Source organism: Burkholderia cepacia, assembly GCF_029962485.1.
Lineage (GTDB): Bacteria > Pseudomonadota > Gammaproteobacteria > Burkholderiales > Burkholderiaceae > Burkholderia.
This window is the reverse complement of sequence record NZ_CP073638.1, coordinates 1,829,049-1,851,030: the sequence shown is the minus strand read 5'-3', so window position 1 is coordinate 1,851,030 and position 21,982 is coordinate 1,829,049. Positions and strand designations below refer to the sequence as shown.

The 21,982-nt window shown below is 67.9% G+C and carries 19 protein-coding genes and 1 pseudogene; 17 read left to right on the top strand and 3 right to left on the bottom strand.

Going from position 1 to position 21,982, the window contains the following annotated elements; translation table 11 throughout:
• Positions 1 to 18: 18 nt before the first annotated feature.
• A complete protein-coding gene (locus KEC55_RS24635; protein ID WP_282507741.1) occupies positions 19 to 1,095 on the bottom strand; it encodes an ABC transporter substrate-binding protein in 1,077 nt (358 codons plus the stop codon).
• Positions 1,096 to 1,535: 440 nt separating this feature from the next.
• On the opposite strand from KEC55_RS24635, the gene KEC55_RS24630 reads away from it, so the two are divergent.
• The 8 genes from KEC55_RS24630 (at position 1,536) to KEC55_RS24595 (ending at position 10,631) form a co-directional block, all read left to right on the top strand.
• Complete coding sequence (locus tag KEC55_RS24630; RefSeq protein WP_282507740.1) at positions 1,536 to 2,708, top strand: LLM class flavin-dependent oxidoreductase; 1,173 nt, start codon at positions 1,536 to 1,538, stop codon at positions 2,706 to 2,708.
• A 50-nt stretch (positions 2,709 to 2,758) separates the two neighbouring features.
• Entirely contained in the window at positions 2,759 to 3,805 is a 1,047-nt protein-coding gene (locus KEC55_RS24625; protein ID WP_282507739.1) for an ABC transporter substrate-binding protein, read from the top strand.
• 33 nt (positions 3,806 to 3,838) lie between these two features.
• Positions 3,839 to 4,642, top strand: a complete 804-nt coding sequence (locus KEC55_RS24620) for an energy transducer TonB (protein ID WP_282507738.1) — start codon at positions 3,839 to 3,841, stop codon at positions 4,640 to 4,642.
• A gap of 41 nt (positions 4,643 to 4,683) precedes the next feature.
• On the top strand, positions 4,684 to 5,400 hold the full coding sequence (locus tag KEC55_RS24615; protein ID WP_282507737.1) for a MotA/TolQ/ExbB proton channel family protein: 717 nt from the start codon (positions 4,684 to 4,686) through the stop codon (positions 5,398 to 5,400).
• The gene (locus tag KEC55_RS24610; RefSeq protein ID WP_282507736.1) at positions 5,400 to 5,810 is read left to right on the top strand and encodes an ExbD/TolR family protein; all 411 of its coding nucleotides are present in this window, start codon (positions 5,400 to 5,402) and stop codon (positions 5,808 to 5,810) included. Before KEC55_RS24615 ends, KEC55_RS24610 begins: the two co-directional genes overlap by 1 nt.
• Before the next feature lie 34 nt (positions 5,811 to 5,844).
• Entirely contained in the window at positions 5,845 to 6,909 is a 1,065-nt protein-coding gene (locus tag KEC55_RS24605; protein ID WP_282507735.1) for an ABC transporter substrate-binding protein, read from the top strand.
• Complete coding sequence (locus KEC55_RS24600) at positions 6,906 to 8,123, top strand: MFS transporter (RefSeq protein WP_282507734.1); 1,218 nt, start codon at positions 6,906 to 6,908, stop codon at positions 8,121 to 8,123. Before KEC55_RS24605 ends, KEC55_RS24600 begins: the two co-directional genes overlap by 4 nt.
• Positions 8,124 to 8,315: 192 nt before the next feature.
• Positions 8,316 to 10,631, top strand: a complete 2,316-nt coding sequence (locus KEC55_RS24595) for a TonB-dependent receptor (protein WP_282507733.1) — start codon at positions 8,316 to 8,318, stop codon at positions 10,629 to 10,631.
• 82 nt (positions 10,632 to 10,713) lie between these two features.
• Here the strand turns inward: KEC55_RS24595 and KEC55_RS24590 are convergent, their stop codons facing one another.
• Positions 10,714 to 11,673 (bottom strand): LysR substrate-binding domain-containing protein, encoded by a 960-nt coding sequence (locus tag KEC55_RS24590; protein ID WP_282507732.1) that lies wholly within the window; start codon positions 11,671 to 11,673, stop codon positions 10,714 to 10,716.
• A gap of 184 nt (positions 11,674 to 11,857) precedes the next feature.
• On the opposite strand from KEC55_RS24590, the gene KEC55_RS24585 reads away from it, so the two are divergent.
• The 3 genes from KEC55_RS24585 to KEC55_RS24575 all read left to right on the top strand — a co-directional run bounded on the left by KEC55_RS24585 (position 11,858) and on the right by KEC55_RS24575 (position 15,086).
• Positions 11,858 to 12,991, top strand: coding sequence for a M20 aminoacylase family protein (locus tag KEC55_RS24585; RefSeq protein ID WP_282511421.1), 1,134 nt, complete (start codon positions 11,858 to 11,860; stop codon positions 12,989 to 12,991).
• A gap of 74 nt (positions 12,992 to 13,065) precedes the next feature.
• Positions 13,066 to 13,848 (top strand): ABC transporter substrate-binding protein, encoded by a 783-nt coding sequence (locus tag KEC55_RS24580; protein ID WP_282507731.1) that lies wholly within the window; start codon positions 13,066 to 13,068, stop codon positions 13,846 to 13,848.
• A gap of 53 nt (positions 13,849 to 13,901) precedes the next feature.
• Complete coding sequence (locus KEC55_RS24575; RefSeq protein WP_282507730.1) at positions 13,902 to 15,086, top strand: porin; 1,185 nt, start codon at positions 13,902 to 13,904, stop codon at positions 15,084 to 15,086.
• A gap of 48 nt (positions 15,087 to 15,134) precedes the next feature.
• Here the strand turns inward: KEC55_RS24575 and KEC55_RS24570 are convergent, their stop codons facing one another.
• A complete protein-coding gene (locus tag KEC55_RS24570; protein ID WP_282507729.1) occupies positions 15,135 to 16,154 on the bottom strand; it encodes a zinc-dependent alcohol dehydrogenase family protein in 1,020 nt (339 codons plus the stop codon).
• 126 nt (positions 16,155 to 16,280) lie between these two features.
• Here KEC55_RS24570 and KEC55_RS24565 point away from each other — a divergent pair, with 126 nt between their 5' ends.
• The 6 genes and pseudogenes from KEC55_RS24565 to KEC55_RS24540 all read left to right on the top strand — a co-directional run bounded on the left by KEC55_RS24565 (position 16,281) and on the right by KEC55_RS24540 (position 21,981).
• Positions 16,281 to 17,234 carry a LysR family transcriptional regulator gene (locus tag KEC55_RS24565; RefSeq protein WP_282507728.1) on the top strand — a complete coding sequence of 318 codons (954 nt, stop codon included), beginning with the start codon at positions 16,281 to 16,283 and terminating at the stop codon, positions 17,232 to 17,234.
• 29 nt (positions 17,235 to 17,263) lie between these two features.
• Positions 17,264 to 17,386, top strand: coding sequence for a hypothetical protein (locus KEC55_RS24560; RefSeq protein ID WP_282507727.1), 123 nt, complete (start codon positions 17,264 to 17,266; stop codon positions 17,384 to 17,386).
• A 70-nt stretch (positions 17,387 to 17,456) separates the two neighbouring features.
• The gene (locus KEC55_RS24555) at positions 17,457 to 18,350 is read left to right on the top strand and encodes a DMT family transporter (protein WP_282507726.1); all 894 of its coding nucleotides are present in this window, start codon (positions 17,457 to 17,459) and stop codon (positions 18,348 to 18,350) included.
• 127 nt (positions 18,351 to 18,477) lie between these two features.
• Positions 18,478 to 19,785 carry an MFS transporter gene (locus KEC55_RS24550; protein ID WP_282507725.1) on the top strand — a complete coding sequence of 436 codons (1,308 nt, stop codon included), beginning with the start codon at positions 18,478 to 18,480 and terminating at the stop codon, positions 19,783 to 19,785.
• Between the two features lie 20 nt (positions 19,786 to 19,805).
• Positions 19,806 to 19,886: pseudogene (locus KEC55_RS35050) on the top strand (SDR family oxidoreductase); the annotation flags it as partial.
• A gap of 136 nt (positions 19,887 to 20,022) precedes the next feature.
• The gene (locus tag KEC55_RS24540) at positions 20,023 to 21,981 is read left to right on the top strand and encodes an arylsulfatase (protein WP_282507723.1); all 1,959 of its coding nucleotides are present in this window, start codon (positions 20,023 to 20,025) and stop codon (positions 21,979 to 21,981) included.
• Position 21,982 lies beyond the last annotated feature (1 nt).

The window sequence follows — 21,982 nt, the reverse complement described above, 5'->3', positions numbered from 1 at the left end:
AGTGAACGGTAAAGGGGCTCACGCGCGCTTCTGCAGCGACGGCCGCAGCACGTCGGCGAGCGGGCGCGGGTCGATCCAGTCGGAGACGTCGAAGTCGGCCTCCAGAAAGCCGTGGATGTGCAGGAACGTCTTGAATTCGTCGAGCGCGGCGATCGATTCGTCGTCGAGATTGACGCCGAGATGGCGGTGCAGCTGATTGCCGTATGCGGCGCGCACCCAGTCGATCGACGACGCGGTTTCGCCGGCGACGTAGTGGGCGGTTTCGTCGGGATGCGTGCTCGCCCATTCACCGGCAGCGACCACGAGCTTCAGGAAGCCGGCAACGATGTCCGGATGGTTCGCGAGCACGTCCGCGTTGACCGTCAGCGGGCGCGGCGTGCCGTTGTTGTTGCGGATCGAGCGCTCCGGATGGAAGCCGATGTCGATCACGACGTGCGCGCCGATCAGCTGCGCGATCTCGAGGCCGGTCGAGCCCTTGACGTAGATCGCGTCGACTTCGCCGCGCAGCAGCGCGCCGGCTTCGGCCGCGTACAGCGCGCGGCTCGAAAAGCCATGGGGCGACGCGAACAGGTCTGCCGCGCGCGCGGGCCCGACGGCCTGTAGCGTGCGGGCTCGCACGTCGACGAGCTCGACGTCGCGCGTGGTCAATCCGTCGAGGCTCAGCGCGTTGACGAAGCCGCGCAGCGCCGACGCGCGAAAGATGTCGATGCGGTCGTCGGGGCGGCTCGGGATCGCGATCCGGCGCCCGCGCAAGGCTTTCACCGAGCGGATGCCCGACTCGGGCCGCGTGAGGATCAATTGCGATTCGTCGACCCACGACAGTCCGATCACGCGCGTGTTTGCGTCGTTCGAGCGTGCCCACATCGCGGGGATGCTGCCACCCTGGCGGAACGACTGCGCGAGCGTGTGATCGCTGATCGACGACACGTCGTGCCGCGTGGCGCCGCGCGGCGAGCGGATCGCGACGCCGTCGGCCGACGTCTCGCCATTGAGCCAGCCGAGGTGCACGGCAATGCCGAGCGGCGTCGGCACGGGCGATCGGGCGTACCAGAACGTCTGCTGCTTGTCCGATGACGAATCGGGCCTGTCTGTCATGTGTGAGATTCCCCTGTCTGGGTAAGCGTGGTCGATGCGCGGTGTCGCACGCGCGGGCCGTACCACGTTGCAAGTTCCGGGCCAGTGAGCGGAGACGGCCGTGCGGCACGCGGCGCGGGCATCGCGCGCGATGCATGGCGTGTCGGCCGGCGCATCGCCTGTTGCGTGAGCAACAGTCGCGTCCGGTGCTGTTGCGCGTGCAGCACCGGTGCGGCCGGTGCAGCAGCACGACGACGGTTCGTTCGCGTGATGTCGGCAATGTGCGGTGGGTGTCCCTTGATTGCCGTCGACGCCCGGCCCGCAAGGCGTCGCGCGTGCTGGCCGGCGGCCGCGCATGCGGGGCGGCGAGCGCGTTGGCACACCGCGTGCTTTACAGCGCTGCATACGCGCGGCACGCCGGTGCCGCACGCAATCCGAACGGGCCGACAAGGAGAACCCCGATGGCTGTTGAATTTCTGTGGCGCCTGCCGATGCACGGCGACGGCAGGCGCGCGCACGATCTGCATACGCGCGGCGAATGGAACCGCCAGCGCGCATCGCGCGTCGCGCCGAAAGTCGACGACGACGATTTCGGCTACATCGACTATCTGTCGCAGGTCGCCCGCGCGGCCGACATTGCCGGCTTCCATGGCGCGCTGATTCCGATCTTCCGCTTCACCGAGGAGCCGTGGGTCGTCGCGGCCGCGCTGGCGCGCGAGACGCGCCGGCTGCGGCTGCTGATCGCGCTGCAGCCGCATTTCGTGCATCCCGTCTATGCGGCCCAGATGGCCGCGAGCCTGCAGCGGATCAGCCGCGGCCGCGTCGAGTGGAACGTCGTCACGGGCGGTGGCGGCCCCGACCAGCGCGCATATGGCGACTTCATCGATCACGACAGTCGCTATGCGCGCACCGACGAATTCCTCGACGTCGTGAAGGGTGTCGCGGCCGGCGAGCCGTTCACGTTCGATGGCCGCTTCTATCGCGTCGAAGCCGGCGGCCTGCTGCCCCCACTGAGTGGGCAGAAGCCGCCGCGGCTCTACCTGGCCGGCGCCAGCGACGCCGCGCTCGCGGTCGCCGCGAAGCACGGCGATGTGCATCTGAGCTGGGGGGAGCCGCTGGCGAAGCAGAAGGAAGTGATCGATGCGGCGCGCCGCGCGCTCGACCGGCAGAACGCCGAGCGCGACCTGCGCTTCGGCATGCGCATCGACATCCTGGCGCGCGAGACCGAGGAGCAGGCTTGGGCCGAATTGCGGCAGATGTTCGCGACGGTGGGCGACACGACGCGCAGCGGTTTTGGCGGGCGCGGCGAATCGTCGGAATCGGTCGGCGCGAAACGCCAGTTCGCGCTGCATCAGGGCAACACGCAGCACTTCGACGACTTGATCGTCGGCCCGAACCTGTGGGCCGGGATGTCGCAGATCCGCGGCGGCCCCGGCTGCGTGATCGTCGGCAGCCACGAGCAGGTGGCCGAGCGGCTCGCGGAATACGTCGACATTGGCGTGTCGACCTTCATCCTGGCGAGCAATCCGCATCTCGAAGAGGCGTACCGCGTGGGCGAGGAAGTGCTGCCGCTCGTCGACGGCGCGCTGAACGCACGCGGCACGCAGGCAGCGCTGCGCATGGCCGGCGCCTGAGCGCGGCTTTCTCGCCGCGCGTCTCAACGAAATCGACAAGGACACTCACCATGACGACACTAGCTGCGCAGGCCACCGCCTGCGACGCACTCTGGTATACGCGCTGCCCGGTGCCGACCGCGCTCGGCATCGCCGTGCATCGCGGCTGGTTCGACGAAGAGTTCGGGCCGGAAGGCATCGTGCTGAATTCGCTGCAGGAGACGGCCGATGCCGACAAGCGCGAATCCCACTTCGATCACAGCCTGCCGCACTCGTTCCGGCAGGGCGGCAACATTCCCGCGCTATGGGCGCGGGCACGCGGCGCCGATACGCGTGTGATCGGCCTGTCGTGGACCAACGAATTCCAGGCGATCGTCACGCTGCCCGAGCGCGGCATCCGCACCGCGCGCGATCTGCGCGGCCGGCGGCTCGGGTTGCCGCGTCATCCGATCAGCATCGACTTCTGGCGGGCCGCTGCGCTGAAGGGCTTCCTGAGCGCGCTCGAGCTGGAAGGGCTCGGCCACGGCGACGCCGAATGGGTCGACCTGCCCGATACGCGCGAGCGCCACACCGGGCCTGCTTCGTTCACGCGCGGCCCGCACGAGTACGGAATCGAGATCGCGGCGCTCGTGCGCGGCGACGTCGACGCGGTGTTCGTGAAGGGCGTGGCAGGGCTGGAAACCGTGCACCTGATCGACGCGCAGGTCGTCATCGATCTCGGCGCGCATCCCGATCCGCTGGTGCGGATCGGCAACGGCACGCCGCGCACGCTGACCGTCGACCGCGCGCTGATCGACGCGCGCCCCGATCTCGTGAGCCGCTTCCTGTCGGTCGTGGTCGGTGCGGGCGACTGGGCCGCGCGCCACCCGGCGGAGACGGTCGCCTATATCGGCCGCGAAACGCGCGCGTCCGACGAGTGGGTGCGCTACGCGTACGGCGCGGATGTGCACCGCCATCTGGAGACGGGGCTCGCGCCGACGTCGATCGACGGTCTGGTCGCGTTCAAGGATTTCCTCGTCGAGTGGGGCTTTCTCGAACGCGATTTCGACGCGCGCGCCTGGATCGATCCGGCGCCGTTCACGCAGATCGACCGGCACCGCCATGCGTGGGTCGCGTAGCGCGCCGCGGCGCGTCATTGCAAGGAGTCGAACATGACAGGGCTGACGATGGAATACGGCGCGCCGCCGGCGCGCCGGCATGCGGCGCGTGCAGCGCCCCGCGCGGCGGCGGTTGCAGCGGTTGCGCGGCCGCCTTCGGTGGTGCCGTCCGCGCAGGCTGACGCACGGCCGGTACCTGCGAACGGATGGCGCGGCGTGGGCGCGATTGGGCTGGCCGTCGCGGTGCTCCATGCGGGTGTGGCGCTACTGGCTGCGCGCGCGCCCGCCGCACCGCCCGTGCAGCCGCCACGGCCACTGCCGATGACGGTGGAACTGACACGGCCGCCCGAGCCGCTGCCGCAGGCCGCGCATCCGCCGCCGCCGGTCGTGCCGCCGAAGCCGCTGAAGCAGGCGCCGACCCCGCCGAAGCCGCAGACGCCGCGCGCGGCCGTTCCGCATCCGGCGCCCGCACCGGCCGCCGTGCCGCAGGCGTCGCGCGAAGCCGCGCCCGCGCCGACGGCGCCAGCCATCGCGGCCCCGGCCGCCGCGGCGCCGGCGCCGGCCGCACCCGTGCGCGAAACCGCACCGATCGGCGACGCGGCGTACTTGCGCAACCCGGCGCCCGACTACCCGGCATTCGCGCAGGACCAGGGCTGGGAAGGGCACGTCGTGCTGCGCGTGCACGTGCTCGCGAACGGCACGCCCGATTCCGTCGACGTTCGCACGAGCAGCGGCCGCCGCCTGCTCGACAACGCGGCGGTGGCTGCCGTGAAGCGCTGGACGTTCGTGCCCGCGAAGCGCGGTGACGAAGCCGTCGACGGCTGGGTCAACGTGCCGATCGATTTCAAGCTGGGCTGACCCGTCGGGCCGCCCGCCACATTTTTCAAGGAACTCACATCATGAACGGTATTCCGACCACCTTCATCGTCCAGGGCGCGCTCTGGCTGCTCGTCGTCTTCTCCGTCGTCACGTGGACGCTGATCGTCGTGAAGGCGATCCAGAGCCTGCGGTCGAGCGCCCGCAATCGGCGTTACGTCAGCGCGTTCTGGGCTGCAAACAGCTTCCACGATGCGGCCGCACTCGACGGCGCGAACAGCCCCGTGGGCGAACTCGCCGCGACGGGCTTCGACGCGCTCCGGCGCGCCGACGAAAGCAGCGCGCACGATCTCGAACACAGCTGGAGCCGCCACGACCTGCTCGAACGTCACCTGCGGCAGCAGATCCACAATGCGCGCCGGCGCGAGGAAGCGGGGCTTGCCGTGCTCGCATCGATCGGCAGCACCGCGCCGTTCGTGGGCCTGTTCGGCACCGTGTTCGGCATCATCCATGCGCTGACCGCGATCACGCACAGCGCATCGGCGAGCATCGACGTCGTCGCGGGGCCGATCGGCGAGGCGCTCGTCGCGACCGGGATCGGCATCGCGGTCGCGGTGCCGGCCGTGCTCGCGTACAACTTCTTCGTACGCCGCGTGAAGGCTGCATCGGCCGACCTCGACGCGTTCGCGACCGACTTCGTCACGCTCGCGCAGAAGGCCGGCTTCCGCGTGCCGGCCGCCGTGCCCGCTGCGGCACCGGCAGGCCGTGCCGGCGACACCCGTCAGGAGGCGTTCGCGTAATGGCTTTCTCGTCCTCTTCCGACAACGACGACGTGCTCAGCGAAATCAACATCACGCCGCTCGTCGACGTGATGCTCGTGCTGCTCGTCGCCTTCATCGTCACCGCGCCGCTGCTCAACAACGCGGTACACGTGACGCTCCCGAACACAGTCGCCACCGCGCCGGCCGACCGCAAGCCGAACGTCACCGTGAGCGTCGACGCGAAGGGTGTCGTGTATCTCGACAAGCGTGCGGTCGCGCTCGCCACGGTGCCGGCCGAGCTGGCCGCGCTGAAAGCGGGCCGGCCCGACGTCGCGCTGGATCTGCAGGCCGACGAGCATGTGCCGTACGGCACCGTCGCGAAGTTGATGGCCGCAATCGAGCACGCCGGCATCACGCGACTGTCGGTGCTGACCGCGCCGCGTGCCTGACGCGCCTTTCACGACTTCATTTGCGAACGCATCCATGAGCACCACGGCTTCACACAACGTTCAGTCGATCTGGTACACGCGCTGTCCGGTGCCGACGCCGCTCGGCATCGCCGCGCATCTCGGCTGGCTCGACAGCGAATTCGCCGGCGACGGCATCACCGTGCGCGCGCTGCAGGAAAGCCAGCACGTGGCGCTGCATCACGCACACGTCGATCACTCGCTCGACAACGCGTTCCGGCAGGGCGGCAGCATTCCCGCACTGTGGGCGCGCGCGGCCGGCGCCGACACGCGTGTGGTCGCGCTGACCTGGGTCGACGAGGCACAGGCGATCGTCGCGCTGCCGGAAGCCGGCCTGACGCGCCCGAAGGACCTGCGCGGGCGCCGCATCGGCCTGCCGCGCCGCGACGGCGAGCGCATCGACATCTTCCGCGCTGCGGCGTTGCGCGGCTTCGTCAGCGCGCTGTCGCTCGACGGGCTCGGCCCCGACGATGTCGAATGGATCGACGTCCCGGCGTCGAACCTGCGCGCCCCGACGTCGACGCCGGTCACTCGCGACGTGGCGTTCAGCCATCCCGCGAGCCTGTCGAGCCGGCGGCTCTATGCGGCCGAGGCGGCCGCGCTCGTGCGCGGCGACGTCGACGCGATCTACGTGAAGGGCTCGCTCGGGCTGGAAACCGCGCACCTGATCGGCGCGCAGCCGGTCGTCGACATCGGGTTTCATCCCGATCCGCAGATCCGCATCAACAACGGTTCGCCGCGGCCGCTGACCGTCAATGCGTCGACGCTCGAGCGTCATCCCGGCATCGTCAGCCGCTTCCTCGCACGCGTGACCGATGTCGAAGGCTGGGCGCGCGAGCACGAGCAGGAAGTGCTCGGCTATCTCGGCCGCGAGACGGGCTCGGGCCATGATTGGCTGCGGCTTGCATACGGCGCCGACGTGCACCGGCGGCTGCGCACGGATCTCGACGAAGCGTCGATCGCCGCGCTCGACGATTTCAAGCGCTTCCTCGTCGACTGGCGGTTCCTGCCCGCCGACTTCGATGTGCGAGCGTGGATCGACCGGCGCGCGCTCGACGGCATCGCGACGCTGTCGCGGTGAGTACGCCGGCGCGCATTACCGACGCATGGCGGCGCGAGCGCTTCAGTGGTGGCTTCATGCTGATGGCGCTCGCCAGCGGCACGACGATCAGCATGGCGCAGCTCGCGACGACGCTGTATGCGCTCGCGCTCGGCGTCGACAGCGCGCGGCTCGGCATCATCGCCGCAATGGAGCCGCTCGGCATCGCGCTGATGACGTTGCCGGCCGGGCTGCTGGTTGCGCGCTATGGCGCGCGGCGCGTGTACTTCGCCGCGAGCATGGGGCCGATGCTGCTCAATCTCGTCATGCCGTTCACCGGCGCATGGCCGCTGATCGCGCTCATGCAGGCGCTGATCGGGTTGTGCATCCCGTTCCGGATCGTGTCGATCAACGGCGTGTTCCTCGCGCGTCTCGCACAGATCGGCCTCGCGCGCGCAGGCTGGTATCGCGCGGCCATGTCGGTCGGAACGGGCATGGCCGGGCCGTGGCTCGCGAGCTGGCTGATCGGCGCGCATGGTGCGGTCGCGACGTTCTGCGCGGTGTCGGCGAGCTTCGCGGGCATGGCGTTGTTCAGCTGGATGCTGCTCGGCGATGCGGAGCAGCCGCCACTCGGCGCGCAACCGGCAACCGGCGGCCTGCGTGCATTGCTCGCGCTCGCCTGGAGCCGCGACGTGCGCGAGCAGCTCGTGATCGAGGCCGTGAACAGCGCGACGCGCTCGCTCGCCGGCACTTTTACGGTCGTGCTCGCCATTCAGTATCTCGGGTTGTCGCAGTCGGGCGCCGTCGCGCTGCTGACCCTGCAGGGCGTCGTCGCGGTGATCGCGCTGTTCGGGCTCGGGCATGCCGCGCAGCGGATGACGGAGCGACGCTGCCATGGCCTCAGCCTCGCGGGCGTCGTCGCCGGGCTGCTCGCGCTCGGCCTCGCGCATGACGCGCGGATCGTCGGCGCGGGGCTCGCCGCGCTGTGCACCGGGTCGTCGCTGCTGCATCTCGTCAACATGCAGTATCTCGGTCGTCACCCGGCCGACAAGAGCCAGGTGTCGAGCCTCTACAACCTCGCGTCGATGACCGGCGCGTTCTGCGGCCCGCTGGCCGGCAGTGCGCTCGTGCCGATCGTCGGGTTGCCGGTAGTCTTTCTGTGCTGGTTGCCCGTCGTCGTGCTGGTTGCATTCGCGCTGCGGTTCGCCCAAGGCCGTCGCGGTGCGGCGCAGCCGCTGCCTGCGAAGCTGTCCTGACGATTGTCGACGCCGGTGTTGCGTGACAAGCAGTTTGCTTCCCTCCACAGATGCGCATGCAGCAACACCGGCACCGCATGCAGGCCGGAAGCCCCGTGCGACGGGCTTGTCGATGCTGGCATCCGAATTGCAAGAGAGAACCCGTGCGTAGCTCGCACGTGCGTTCAACCGATCAAACAGGATGACTCATCGATGTTCAGGAAAAAACTAATCGTCACCGCGCTGGGGGGACTGCTGACGGGCGGCGCCGTATCGTTGCCGGCGTGGGCAGAGGACGGCGCGTCGACGGCGGGCTCGCCGGGCGCGAAGCCGGCCAAACAGGCACAGGACGACGCGGTCGTGGCTGCGCCGAAGCCGGCGCGCGCGAACCGCGCCACGGCCGCACGCGAAACGAACCTCGGCACGGTGACCGTGACGGCGCGCCGGCGCAAGGAGAGCATCCAGGACGTGCCGGTCGCGGTGAGCGCGCTGAGCGGCGATGCGATCAAGAACAACGAACTGCGCGTGATCAACGACGTGACGAAGTACGTGCCGAACTTCACCGGGCAGTCGACCGAGGGCCGCGAACGGCCGCGCTGGTTCCTGCGTGGGGTCGGCAGCAACGATCCGTCGGACCTGTCGCTGAGCCCGATCGGCGTGTACTTCGACGACGTGTACATCAACAGTGTGTTCGGGCAGGGTTTTCCGCTGTTCGACCTCGATCGCATCGAAGTGCTGCGCGGGCCACAGGGCACGCTGTGGGGCAAGAATACCGTGGGCGGTGCGCTCAGCATCACGTCGCAGAAGCCGACCTTCGACGTGAGCGGCTACGGCAAGCTCGGGCTCGGCCAGTACAACAGCCGGCTCGCGGAAGCCGCGATCGGCGGGCCGATCGGCAAGAACGACGTGCTGGCCGCACGCGTGTCGGTGTATCACGAGAATGCAGACAGCTTCTACACGAACACCGTGCAGCAGGGGCGTTTCGGCGGCTTCCACGACAACGCGGTGCGCTTCCAGGTGCTCGCCGTGCCGACGTCGGACACCGACTTCCTGTTCAATATCCACGGCCGCAACTACACGGGCGGCGGCAACGCGTGGCACGCGGAAGGCGCGGGACGCGGCGGTGCGAACCAGTTCGGCTTCGTCGGGTCGAGCGATCCGTACACGGTGTCGCTCAATGCGCCGTCGAGCGATCACATCTCGTCGTGGGGCACGTCGCTGACCGCGCACTGGCGCATCAACCCGGCGGTGTCGCTGACGTCGATCACCGCGTTCGAAGGGCTGCACCGCTGGTACCAGGACGACGAGGACTACTCGCCGTTCGACGCGGCGCGTTCACATGACCGCCTGTCGAGCCGCCAGTTCTCGCAGGAATTCCGGCTCGAATCGCCGCAGAGCGACCGGCTGAGCTGGCTTGTCGGCACGCACCTGTTTACGGAGCAACTGGCCGAGCAGGGCGCCGGCGGCGGACTGCCGGGTTCGCCGTCGCCCGCGTACTATCACCTGACCGACCTCACGCAGCACACGCAGAGCGCGGCGATCTTCGGCAGCGTGAAGTACCGGTTCACCGACCGCTTCAACGTGACGGGCGGGCTGCGCTACACGATCGAGCGCAAGACCATCAACCTGACCGGGCTGCAGGATACGGGCAACGTGACGTTCAGCGATCCGAACAGCTGGTGGTCGCCATCGTCGGTGTCGTCGCCGCTCGCGGTCAGCGCGCGGCAGAACCAGACGAACACGTGGCGCGCGCCGACCTGGGATCTCACGCCCGAATATGCGCTCAGCAACAACGTACGCGCGTACTTCCGCTATGCGCGCGGTTTCCGTTCGGGTGGCTACAACGGCAACGCCTATACGCAGAGCACGGTGTCGACCGTGTCGCCGGAGTACCTGACCGACTACGAGGTCGGCATCAAGAGCGAGTGGTTCGACAAGCGCCTGATCGTCAACGCCAGCGTGTTCCACTACGACTATCGTGACATCCAGGTGTTCGCGCTCGCGCCGAACCCGTTCGGCGGGCCGCCGGTGTCGACGCTGTCGAATGCGGGGCAGGGGCGCGCGGACGGTTTCGAGCTGGAGCTGAAGGCACAGCCGGTCAACAGCCTGTACCTGTTCGCGAACCTCGGGATGCTGAACACGCGCTACACGGAGTTCCGCTACGTGCCGACGGCCGTCGGGAACTCGTTTGCGCGTTCGCCGCACACGACGCTGAACGCGGGCTTCGACTATCGCGTGCCGGTGTCGTTCGGCACGCTGACGGCCGGCGGCGACGTGAACTACCGCAGCCGCGAGTACTTCAGCGCGACGCGGCAGACGATGCCGCAGTTGTGGCAAGGAGGCTATACGGTGCTGAACGCGCACGTGTCGTACACGACGCCGAACCAGAAGTACATCGTGACGGGCTACGTGACGAACCTGACGAACAAGGTCTACAAGAAACTCGAGCTGCTGCCGTCATATGGCGCGTATCCGGTGCTCTACGGCGATCCGCGCACGGTCGGGATCACGCTGACCGCGAAGATCTGAGATGTGACGCTTGCCGCGGCACCGGTGCGTGGTGAGCCGGTGCCGCGGCAGGTCGCGATTTGGGCCGTGACGGCGCAAGCCGTCAGATCAGCAGCGACACCGTCCTGAACAGCGCGAGATCCTCCTTGCGTGCGGATCTTGCATGCCGGCGGATCACTTGCAGCAGACACTCGATGAAGCAGCGCGCCGCGTCGCTCAGCGTGCTGCTGCGGCGCGTGACGATCCCGAGGTCGCGCGGCTCGAACGTCTCCTTCAGCGGCAAGGGCCGCATCCGTTCGCCGAACGGCGGCACGGCCGCGAGAATCGTCGGGCACCACGTGCACATGTCGGCCTGTTCGAGCATCGTCTGCAACATGACGACCGACTGTGCACGAACGATGCGCCGTTCGTCGATCCGCGCGCCGTGGCGCGTGAACAGATAGTCGACGAGTGCGGCCTGCCCGTCGGCCGCGAAATTCAGCACCCAGTCGTTGTCGAGCAGGTCGTGGATCGACCGCGCGCGTTCGAGCGGATGGCCGGCACGCACCATGACCGACGTCTCGTAGCGCAGCATCGGTTCGCAGGCAAATTCCTGCGTGCCGGCCGGTGGTACATGCCCGAGCGCGAAGTCCATGCTGCCGTCGCGCAGCAGCGGCTGCGCGACGGCCATCAGCGCTTCGTGGAGTTCGAGGCGCACGTCGGGCATCCGCTCGCGAAACAGCAGAACCGTCTCCGCAAGAAACGTCGTCGCGAGCCACGGCGTGATGCCGATGCTCAGCCGGCCTTCGACACGACCGCGCATCCGCTCGAGATCGCTCTGCGCGAGTTCCAGCTGCTTCAGCACGAGCTTCGCATGCGTAAGCAGCGTTTTTCCGTAGTCGGTGAAGCCGATGCCTTCCGGCGCGCGCACGAGCAGCGGCAGGCGTTCGTTCGCTTCCAGTTCGCGCAGCGCGCGCGTGACGGCCGCCTGCGACAGCCCGAGCGCGCGTGCCGCGCCGCGAATACTGCCGGCCTCCGCGCTCGCGACGAGGGCCTGCAACTGATGCAGTTTCATGCTGCTCATGGCGTGATACCCGACAACGAAAGGTTGTCATCATAACGAAAGCGCGGCTGTTCGACGGGATTTCCGCTGCATACGATTCGGCCACGATTGGTCATCGGAGCAATCGGCAACCGGAACGTGCAAAGGAGAATCAGGGTTGGAACAAAATCCTATCCAGCCGGAAATGGCAGCCATCGAAACGGAGATGATCGCGCTGCGTCACCGGCTTCATGCGCATCCGGAACTCGGCTTCGAAGAGCATGTGACGAGCGATCTCGTCGCTGGTTTGCTGACAACATGGGGTTATCAGGTCACACGAGGAGTCGGCGGCACGGGCGTGATCGGCACGTTGACGCGCGGCGCCGGGAAACGGCTCGGGTTGCGTGCTGACATGGACGCGCTGCCGATCCAGGAGACGACCGCGCTGCCGCATGCCAGCCGACACGACGGCGTGATGCACGCATGCGGACACGACGGTCATACGGCAATGCTGCTTGCGGCGGCCCGCTGTCTTGCCGGGCGTGCGCGCTTCACCGGCACGTTGAACCTGATTTTTCAGCCGGCCGAGGAAGGGCTCGGCGGCGCGAAGCGGATGATCGACGACGGATTGTTCGTACGGTTTCCGTGCGATGCGGTATTCGCGATGCACAACGTACCGGGCTTGCCGGCCGGTGTTCTCGGGTTCTGCGACGGCCCGGCGATGGCATCGGCCGACGAGGTGCTCGTGCGCGTGATCGGACGCGGCGGGCATGGCGCTGCGCCGCACACGGCGGTCGATCCGGTGGTCGTGTGCGCGTCGATCGTGATGGCGCTGCAGACAGTCGTGTCGCGCAACGTGAATCCGCAGGATCTCGCGATCGTGTCGGCCGGCTCGATTCATGCGGGCACCGCGTCGAACGTGATCCCGTCGTACGCGGAACTGGCACTCAGCGTGCGTGCGCTGTCCCCGGACGTGCGTGCACTGCTCGAACGATGCATTCGCGCGATCGTTCACGGGCAGGCCGCGAGCTACGGCGCCACGGTCGAAATCGACTATCGGTACGGCTATCCGGTGCTCGTCAACCATGCGGCGGAAACGGCATTTGCGCGCGACGTGGCCCGCGAATGGGGCGGCGACGCAGCGCTGATTCCGCACATGCGGCCGATCGCGGCGAGCGAGGATTTCGCGTTCATGCTCGACGTCTGCCCCGGCAGCTACCTGTCGATCGGCAATGGCGTTGGCAATGGCGATGGTGCGACCGGTTGCGGGCTGCACCATTCCGGCTACGACTTCAACGACGCGTGCCTCGCGACGGGCGCGAGCTACTGGATCGCGCTGGCGGAGCGGTATCTCGCGTGATGCCGCATACACGATGAACCGGCGCCTGACGCGCCGAACGATTTCGATTCATGCTTCACACAAGGAGACAGGCAATGAAACAGTGGATGGCGGTACTCGCGGTGGCGCTGGCGGCAGGGACGGCGCACGCCGGCGACTGGACCGGCAAGGAGATCCGGCTCGGGGTCGATCCGACCTACCCGCCGCTCGAATACAAGCTGCCCGACGGCACGTTGACGGGCTTCGGGATCGACATCACGAATGCGATGTGCGCGGAACTGCATGCACATTGCGTGTGGGTCGAGTCGAGCTTCGACGGGATGATTCCCGGCCTGCTCGCGCGCAAGTTCGATGTGATTGCGTCGTCGATGACGATCACGCCGAAGCGGATGCAGCAGATCGCCTTCACGAACCGCATCTCGAATGCGCCTGCGCGGCTGATCGCGCACAAGGGCTCGCCGCTGCTGCCGACGGCCGATGCGCTGAAAGGCAAGCGCGTGGGCGTCGAGCAGGGTTCCGCGCAGGCCGATTACGCAATCGCGAACTGGCAGCCGGCGGGCGTACAGATCGTGTCTTACCAGAATCAGGATCAGGTCTATGCCGATCTCGTGTCGGGGCGACTCGACGCGGCGTTTCAGGCGTCGATCGCGGCCAGTGACGGCTTTCTGAAGAAGCCGCAGGGCAAAGACTACATGTTCGTCGGCGCACCGATCGGCGACGTGAAGTATTTCGGACAGGGCGACGGGCTCGGCCTGCGCAAGCAGGATAACGACCTGCGCGACGCGTTCAACCACGCGCTGGCGACGATCCTCGCGAACGGCACGTACCGGAAGATCAACCAGAAGTACTTCGACTTCGACATCTACGGCGCGAAGTAACCGTATCGAACCAGGTGTGTGCGAAGGAATGAAAATATAAATAAGGATACCAAATGAACTGGAGATCGTTTTTCGTCGCGATTCCGGCGCTGTGCGCAGCACCGGCGTTCGCGCAGGGCAGTGTCACGCTTTACGGCCTCGTCGATGCGGGCATCGACTATACGAACAACGTCGGCGGCCACGCCGCATGGCAGATGGCGAGCGGCTTCGCGCAAGGAAGTCGCTGGGGGCTGAAGGGTACCGAAGATCTGGGCGGCGGATACAACGCCGTGTTCCAGATCGAAAACGGCTTCAACGTGAACAACGGCACGCTCGCACAGGGCGGACGCATGTTCGGGCGGCAAGCGTACGTGGGGCTGGGCAGCACGCGCTACGGCACGCTGACGCTCGGTCGACAATACGATTCGGTGGTCGACTATCTCGCACCGACGACCGCCAACGGCAGCTGGGGCGTCTATCCGTTCTCGCACCCGCTCGACAACGACAACACGGGCAACACGTTTCGCGTCAACAATACGGTCAAGTACGCGAGCCCGGATTTCTCCGGCTTCTCGTTCGGCGGCACGTACAGCTTCAGCAATGACACGGGCTTCGCGAACAATCGCCAGTGGAGCGTCGGCGCGCAGTACGAGCAGGGCGGCTTGCTCGTCGGCGCGGCCTTCCTGAACGCGGACAATCCGGGCGCGACATCGGGCGGCGGGATCGCGGGTTCCGGATCGGTCGGCGCCGATGCGAACTTCGTGTCGGCGCGGCTGCGGATCTTCGGTGCGGGCGTCAACTACACGGCCGGGCCCGCGACAGTCGGGTTCGCATACACGAACAGCAACGTCACGCGGCCCACGGCGAACGTCGGGTACCTGTTCGGCGACGAGACGATCGAACCGTCGACCGGGCCGCTCGCCGGCGGCACGGTGACGTCGATCAAGTACCAGAACTTCGAAGTGAACGGGAAGTACCAGTTCACGCCGGCCCTGTTCGTCGGCGCGCAGTACGTGTACACGACGGTGCGCTACGACGCGACGACGGGCGCGGCGAAGCCGAAGATCCATTCGATCGGCTTGATGGCCGACTACAACCTGTCGAAGCGCACGGACGTCTACCTGATGGGGGCGTACCAGCGGATCGCCGGCGACGCAACCGGTTCGTCGCTTGATCAGGCGTACGTCCCCGGCGCGGCCGACTTGTCATCGAACGGGAAGCAGTTGATGGTCCATGCGGGGATCCGGCACAAGTTCTGACGGACCCGGGCCGGAAGGCGGCGGACGGCAGCCCGCCGCCTTGTTCGATTACGGCGCGACGCGAATCACGACCTTCCCGAAATGCTGGCCGGACTGCAGGTGCGCATACGCCTGCGGCGCTTCGTCGAAGCCGAACACGCGATCGACCACCGGCTTGATCCGCTTCGCATCGACGAGCCGCACGACGTCGTCGAGCATCGCGCGGCTGCCGACCATGAACCCGTGCAGTTGCCGGACGCCGCCGATCAGCGACAGCAGCCCGAGTTCCGGCCCGCCGAAGCTGCTGAGGCCGCCGATCACCGACACGATGCCGCCCATCTTCGTCGCGGCGACCGAGCGCGGCAGCGTATCGCGGCCACCGACTTCGACGACCAGATCCGCGCCGACGCCACCGGTGAGCCGCAGCACCTCATGCTGCCATTCGGGCGTGGCGAGATAGTTGATCGTTGCGTCCGCACCGAGTGTGCGGGCGCGTTCGAGCTTCGCATCGCTCGACGAGGTCACGATCGTGCGCAGCCCGGCCGCATGCGCGAGTTGCAGCGCGATGATCGACACGCCGCCCGTGCCGAGCAGCACGACGGTCGCGCCTGGCCCCAATCCGCCGTCGACGAACAGCGCGTTCCAGGCGGTGATGCCCGCGCATGACAGCGTCGCCGCTTCGTCGTAGTCGAGATGCGCGGGAATCGCGACCAGCGCGGCTTCGTCGGACACGAAGCGTTCGGCAAGTACGCCATCGAAATGCGAACCGGCCGACCCCGAGACTTTCCGCGGTGTGGCCGGTCCGTCAATCCAGTGCGGGAAATATGTGTTGATCACGCGATCGCCCGGCTTGAATCGCGTGACGTCGCGGCCGATTTCGACGACTTCGCCGGCGCCGTCGGCGACAGGGATCAGCGCCTCCGTGCCGATGCCGAGATAGTCGCCGCGCGCGAACATCAGGTCGCGATAGTTCAGCGCGGCCGAGTGGATCTTTACGACGACGTCGTTCGGCCCGAGCGCGCGCGGTGTCGCGTCGATGCGCCGAAGCCCGGCGATGCCGTCGCCCGGTTTCACTTGCCATGCGTGCATGTCCACTCCTTTTCGAGATAGTCCGGACTATCATAGTGTTGCGTGCGAGGACGCATTGGCGAGAATTCGGCCAACGATTGTCGCCAGTACGGACACAAGCCAGTCATCCCATCGGAGCGGAATTGCATGGACGAACGGTTGAGAGGCGTTGCCGAATTCGTCGACGTCGTGGAGTCGGGCAGCTTCGCGGCGGCGGCGCTGCGCTTCGGCATGACGCGTTCGGCCGTCGCGAAGATCGTCGCGCGGCTCGAACACCGTCTCGGCGTGCGCCTCCTGCAGCGCACGACGCGCCAACTCGGGCTGACCGACGAAGGGCTCGTCTATTACGAGCAATGCCGGCGGCTGCTGGCCGAACTCGGCGAGACGGAGGCCGCGCTCGACGCGGGCCGCCGCGAGCCGGCCGGGCGCGTGCGGATCAGCGTGCCGGTGCTGTTCGGCCGGCAATGCGTGGCGCCTGTCGTGCGGCGCCTCGTCGAGCGGTTTCCACGGCTCGAAATCGACATGTCGTTCAGCGACCGCGTGGCCGACCTCGTGAACGACGGCTTCGACATTGCCGTACGCATCGGCGCGCTGGCCGATACGAGCGCGCTCGTCGGCCGGAAGCTGGGCGTGCAGCGCATGGGCATTGGCGCGTCGCCCACGTATCTGGACCGCCACGGGCGGCCGTCGGGGCTCGATGAACTCGCGTCGCACGTTGGCATTGCGTATTCGCGCGGCGGGCAGCCGACGCCGTGGCGGATCATCGGTTCGGACGGCGCGGTGCACGACCATCGCACGGCCGGCCGGCTGCGGTTCGACGACCTGCAGGCGATCGCCGATGCGGCTGCCGCCGGCGCGGGCCTCGCGTGGCTGCCGTGCTGGCTGATGGCGCCGTACGTGCGCGACGGCCGTCTCGCACTCGTGATGGACAGCGACAGCGTGTCGGGTGCCGAGGTCTACGCGGTGCGGCCGGCATCGCGCCATGTGCCGTCGAAGGTGCGCGTCGTCATCGACGCGCTGGTCGACGAGATCCCGTCCATGCTGGCGTCCGACGACGCCGATGGCGAGCGCGTACCGCAGCGCAGCGCTCGCGCTTCGTAGCGACACGGCACGCTCGGTTGGCGCGGCGTATGATCACCCGCACAACGAACCGCCGAGGGCACGCTGTCATGAACAGGAAGCTGCAGGTGTTGATCGTCATCGGCATCGTCGTGACCGTGCTGAACGTCGTGTATCACCTGATTCGTCGATGATGCGCCGACCCGCGCGCGACCCCGGCGTGAACGGGGCAGACGCTCGCCAGGCACCGCAAGGCGCACGCGCATGACGGCGATCGATCCCCCGGTGGCCGCACGACAACCCGGCTGGCTGCGCTTCGCGCCCGCGCTGTTCCTGCTGCTGTGGGCCAGCGGCTTCGTGTTCCTGAAGCTCGGCCTGCGCTATGCCGATCCGCTCACGTTCCTTGCACTCCGCTATGCGTGCGTCGTCGCGTTGCTCGCCGGTCCGTTCCTGTGGTTGCGCCCGCCGTTGCCGCGTACGCGGCGCGCATGGCGCGATCTCGTCGTCGTCGGGCTGCTGCTGCAGGCCGGCTATTTCGCGTTCACGTACCTGAGCCTGAAGCTCGGCATGTCGGCCGGCGCGGTCGCGCTCGTCACGTCGCAGCAGCCGATCCTCGTCGGGCTGCTCGCGCCGATGATCGCGGGCGAACGCGTCGGCGCGCTGCGCTGGCTCGGGCTCGCTCTCGGCGCCGCGGGCGCGGTGCTCGTGATCCTCGCGCGCTCGTCGGTCGCGGTGGCTTCGCCGTGGGCGCTGGCCTTTGCGTTGCTTGCGCTTGCGTGCATCACCGGCGGCACGCTGTGGGAAAAGCGTTTCGGCACCGACATTCACCCGGTCACCGCGAACCTCGTGCAGTACGCGGTCGGCCTGGCCGTCACCGCGCCGCTCGCGTTCGCGCTCGAACCGATGCACGTCGAATGGACGGCCGGCCTCGCCGGGTCGCTGGCGTACCTCGTCATCTGCAACTCGCTGATCGCGATTTCGCTGCTGCTCGCGATGGTGCGCTACGGCGAGGCGTCGCGCGTGTCGGCGCTGTTCTTCCTGATTCCGCCCGCGACCGCGCTGATCGCGCTGGTGGCGCTCGGCGAGACGATCGGCACGCTCGCGTGGCCGGGCATGGCGCTTGCGGCGGCCGGGCTGTTTCTCGTGATGCGTTACTGAACGCACCGGTCCGGCGGCGTCTCACATATCGAGAAGGCGTCCCGGTAATTGACGCGAATTTCATGGGCCTCCTAGACTCGCTTGCATGACGCCGCGCCTCACGCGAGACGATCCAGGAGACATGCCGATGAATGCCGCCAACCCGCAGTTGCACGCCGCGACGATGCGGCGACTGAACCTGCGATTGATTCCGTTCCTGATGCTGCTGTACCTCGTCGCGTACATCGACCGCTCGAACATCTCGGTCGCGGCGCTGCAGATGAACGCCGACCTCGGCCTCAGCGCCGAAATGTACGGGCTCGGCGCGGGGCTGTTCTACGTGACGTACATCCTCTTCGAGGTGCCGAGCAACCTGTTTCTCGCGCGCGTCGGCGCGCGCCGCTGGATCGCGCGGATCATGATCACGTGGGGCATCGTCGCGGCCGCGATGAGCGCCGTTCATACGCCGGGGCAGCTCTATGCGATGCGCCTGCTGCTCGGTGCGGCCGAAGCGGGTTTCACGCCGGGCATCATCTACTACCTGTCCGCGTGGTATCCGCAGAGCGATCGGGCGCGCGCGATGTCGTTCTTCTATATCGGCGCGACGCTCGCATCGGTGATCGGGCTGCCGCTGTCCGGCGCGCTGCTGAACCTGAACGGCGTGCTCGGCATCGAAGGCTGGCGCTGGCTGTTCCTGCTCGAAGGCGTGCCCGCGCTGCTGCTCGGGTTCGTCGTGCTGCGCCGCCTGCCGGACACGCCCGCGCATGCGCGCTGGCTGCCGGCCGACGAGCGCGCGTGGCTCGAAGCGACGCTGCGCGACAGCGCGCCGCGCGAGCACCTGTCGCATGGCGTTGCACTGCGGCGTGCGTTCGGCGACGGGAAGGTGTGGGCGCTCGCCGCGTTCTGGCTGCTGCAGGCATTCGGCACGATCGGCCTCACGCTGTTCCTGCCGCTGCTCGTGAAGAGCTTGTCGGGACAGTCGAGCTTCGCGGTCGGCAGCCTGTCCGCGCTGCCGTTCCTGTTCGCGTGCGTCGCGATGTATCTGAACGGCCGTCATTCGGATCTCGGCGGCGAACGCGCGCTGCATCTCTGTGTACCGATGCTGCTGGCCGGCGCGCTGCTGGTCGCGGCGATCTATACGCCGGTGCTGCCGGTCGCGTATGCGCTGCTCGTGCTCGCAGTCGGTTTCAACTGGGCCGCGACACCGGTGTTCTGGGCGGTCACGACCGAATACGTGTCGGGCCTCACGGCCGCCGCATCGATCGCGCTGATCAACGCGGTCGCGAACATCGCGGGGCTCGCGCTGCCGCCGGTGATGGGTCGGATCAAGGACGTCACGCATTCGTACGATCTCGCGCTGCTGCTCGTCGCTGTCGCATTGTTGGCGGGCGGGGTGCTTGCATGGCGGATCGCATCGCGGCGCGCGATGCCGGTGGCGGCGGGGCGGGCGGGCTGATCGGCTTGCGTGTGCGTGAGTTCCTGTCCGACGAAGCGGGCTTCGTCACGGGGCAGGTGCTGTCGGTGGACGGCGGCGGCAGCCTCGGCGGGCGCGGTTGACGCACCGCGGCGCGACGCGTGCCGAGCGGTGCGCATCGCATATTCCCGCACCCCGTTAGCATGTGACGAATCCGACTTTGGGCGCCGCGCGGGCGACGCTAAGATCGCCGATCCCGTAGATCGAGCGTCAACAATAATGAAAAAGTCCGCTTCGCCGTTGCATGCTTTCCGTTTCCGTGTCGTCTGCGCCGCGATTGCCGGCGCGGTGTCGCTCGCCTCGTGCGGCGGCGTCGACAGCGATTCGCCGCCCCCGCAGGCCAATACCACGCCGCCGCAAGCCGCGAAACGCCCGAACATCCTGTACATCATGGCCGACGATCTCGGCTATTCCGACATCCATGCGTTCGGCGGCGAGATCAACACGCCGAACCTCGACGCGCTCGTCGCATCGGGCCGCATCCTGTCGAACCACCACACGGGCACTGTCTGCGCGATCACGCGCGCGATGCTGGTGTCCGGCACCGATCACCATCTCGTCGGCGAAGGCACGATGGGCGTGCCGACCGACGAGCGGCGCGGGCTGCCCGGCTACGAGGGCTACCTGAACGATCGCGCGCTGTCGTTCGCGCAACTGCTGAAGGACGCCGGCTACCACACGTATATCGCGGGCAAGTGGCACATCGGCTCGGGGATCGTCGGCAGTGCGACGGGCAGCGGGCAGACGCCTGACCAGTGGGGCTTCGAGCGCAGCTACGTGCTGCTCGGCGGCGCGGCGACGAATCACTTCGCGCACGAGCCGGCCGGCTCGTCGAACTACACGGAAGACGGCCGCTACGTGCAGCCTGGCCAGCCCGGGCAGCCGGGTGGTACGGGCGGCAGCCCGGCCGTGTTCTATTCGACCGACTTCTATACGCAGAAGCTGATCTCCTACATCGATTCGAACCAGCGCGACGGCAAGCCGTTCTTCGCCTACGCGGCCTACACGTCGCCGCACTGGCCGCTGCAGGTGCCCGACCCCTGGCTGCACAAGTACGCGGGCGTATACGACGCCGGTTACGACGCGATCCGCAATGCGCGGATCGCGCGGCAGAAGGCGCTCGGCCTGATTCCCGCCGACTTCAAGCCGTTCGACGGCCTGCCCGAAACGACGGCCGCGTCGCCCGCGACCGCGAACAACGGTGCCGCGAACGCGAAATACATCAGCGCCGTGCATTCGGCTGCGGACGGATACAGCGATTACGGTGCCGGCAAGGTCGACAAGCTGTGGTCGAGCCTGTCGCCGGCCGAGCGAAAGGCCCAGGCACGCTACATGGAGATCTACGCGGGGATGGTCGAGAACCTCGACTACAACATCGGCCTGCTGATCCAGCACTTGAAGGACATCGGCGAATACGACAACACGTTCATCATGTTCCAGTCGGACAACGGCGCGGAAGGCTGGCCGATCGACGGCGGCGCGGACCCGACGGCAACCGACACCGCGAACGGGCAGGATCCGATCTATTCGACGCTCGGCACCGACAACGGCAAGCAGAACGCGCAGCGCCTGCAGTACGGGCTGCGCTGGGCCGAAGTGAGCGCGTCGCCGTTCCGGCTCACGAAGGGCTATTCGGCTGAAGGCGGCGTGTCGACGCCGACGATCGTGCGGCTGCCTGGCCAGTCGCAGCAGTTGCCGACGCTGCGCGCATTCACGCACGTGACCGACAACACGGCGACCTTCCTCGCGGTCGCGGGCGTCACGCCGCCGTCGCAGCCCGCGCCGCCGCTCGTCAACACGCTGACGGGCGTCGACCAGAACAAGGGCAAGGTGGTCTACAACAACCGCTACGTGTATCCGGTCACGGGCCAGTCGCTGCTGCCGGTGCTCACGGGCTCGGCGACGGGCGAAGTGCACACGACGCCGTTCGGCGACGAAGCGTACGGCCGCGCCTACCTGCGCAGCGCCGACGGCCGCTGGAAGGCGTTGTGGACCGAGCCGCCGCTCGGGCCGCTCGACGGTCACTGGCAACTGTACGACCTCGCGTCGGATCGCGGCGAGACGACCGACGTGTCGGCGCAAAACCCGTCGGTGATCGGCACGCTCGTCGACCAGTGGAAGACCTACATGAGCAACGTCGGCGGTGTCGAGCCGCTGCGTCCGCGCGGCTACTACTGAT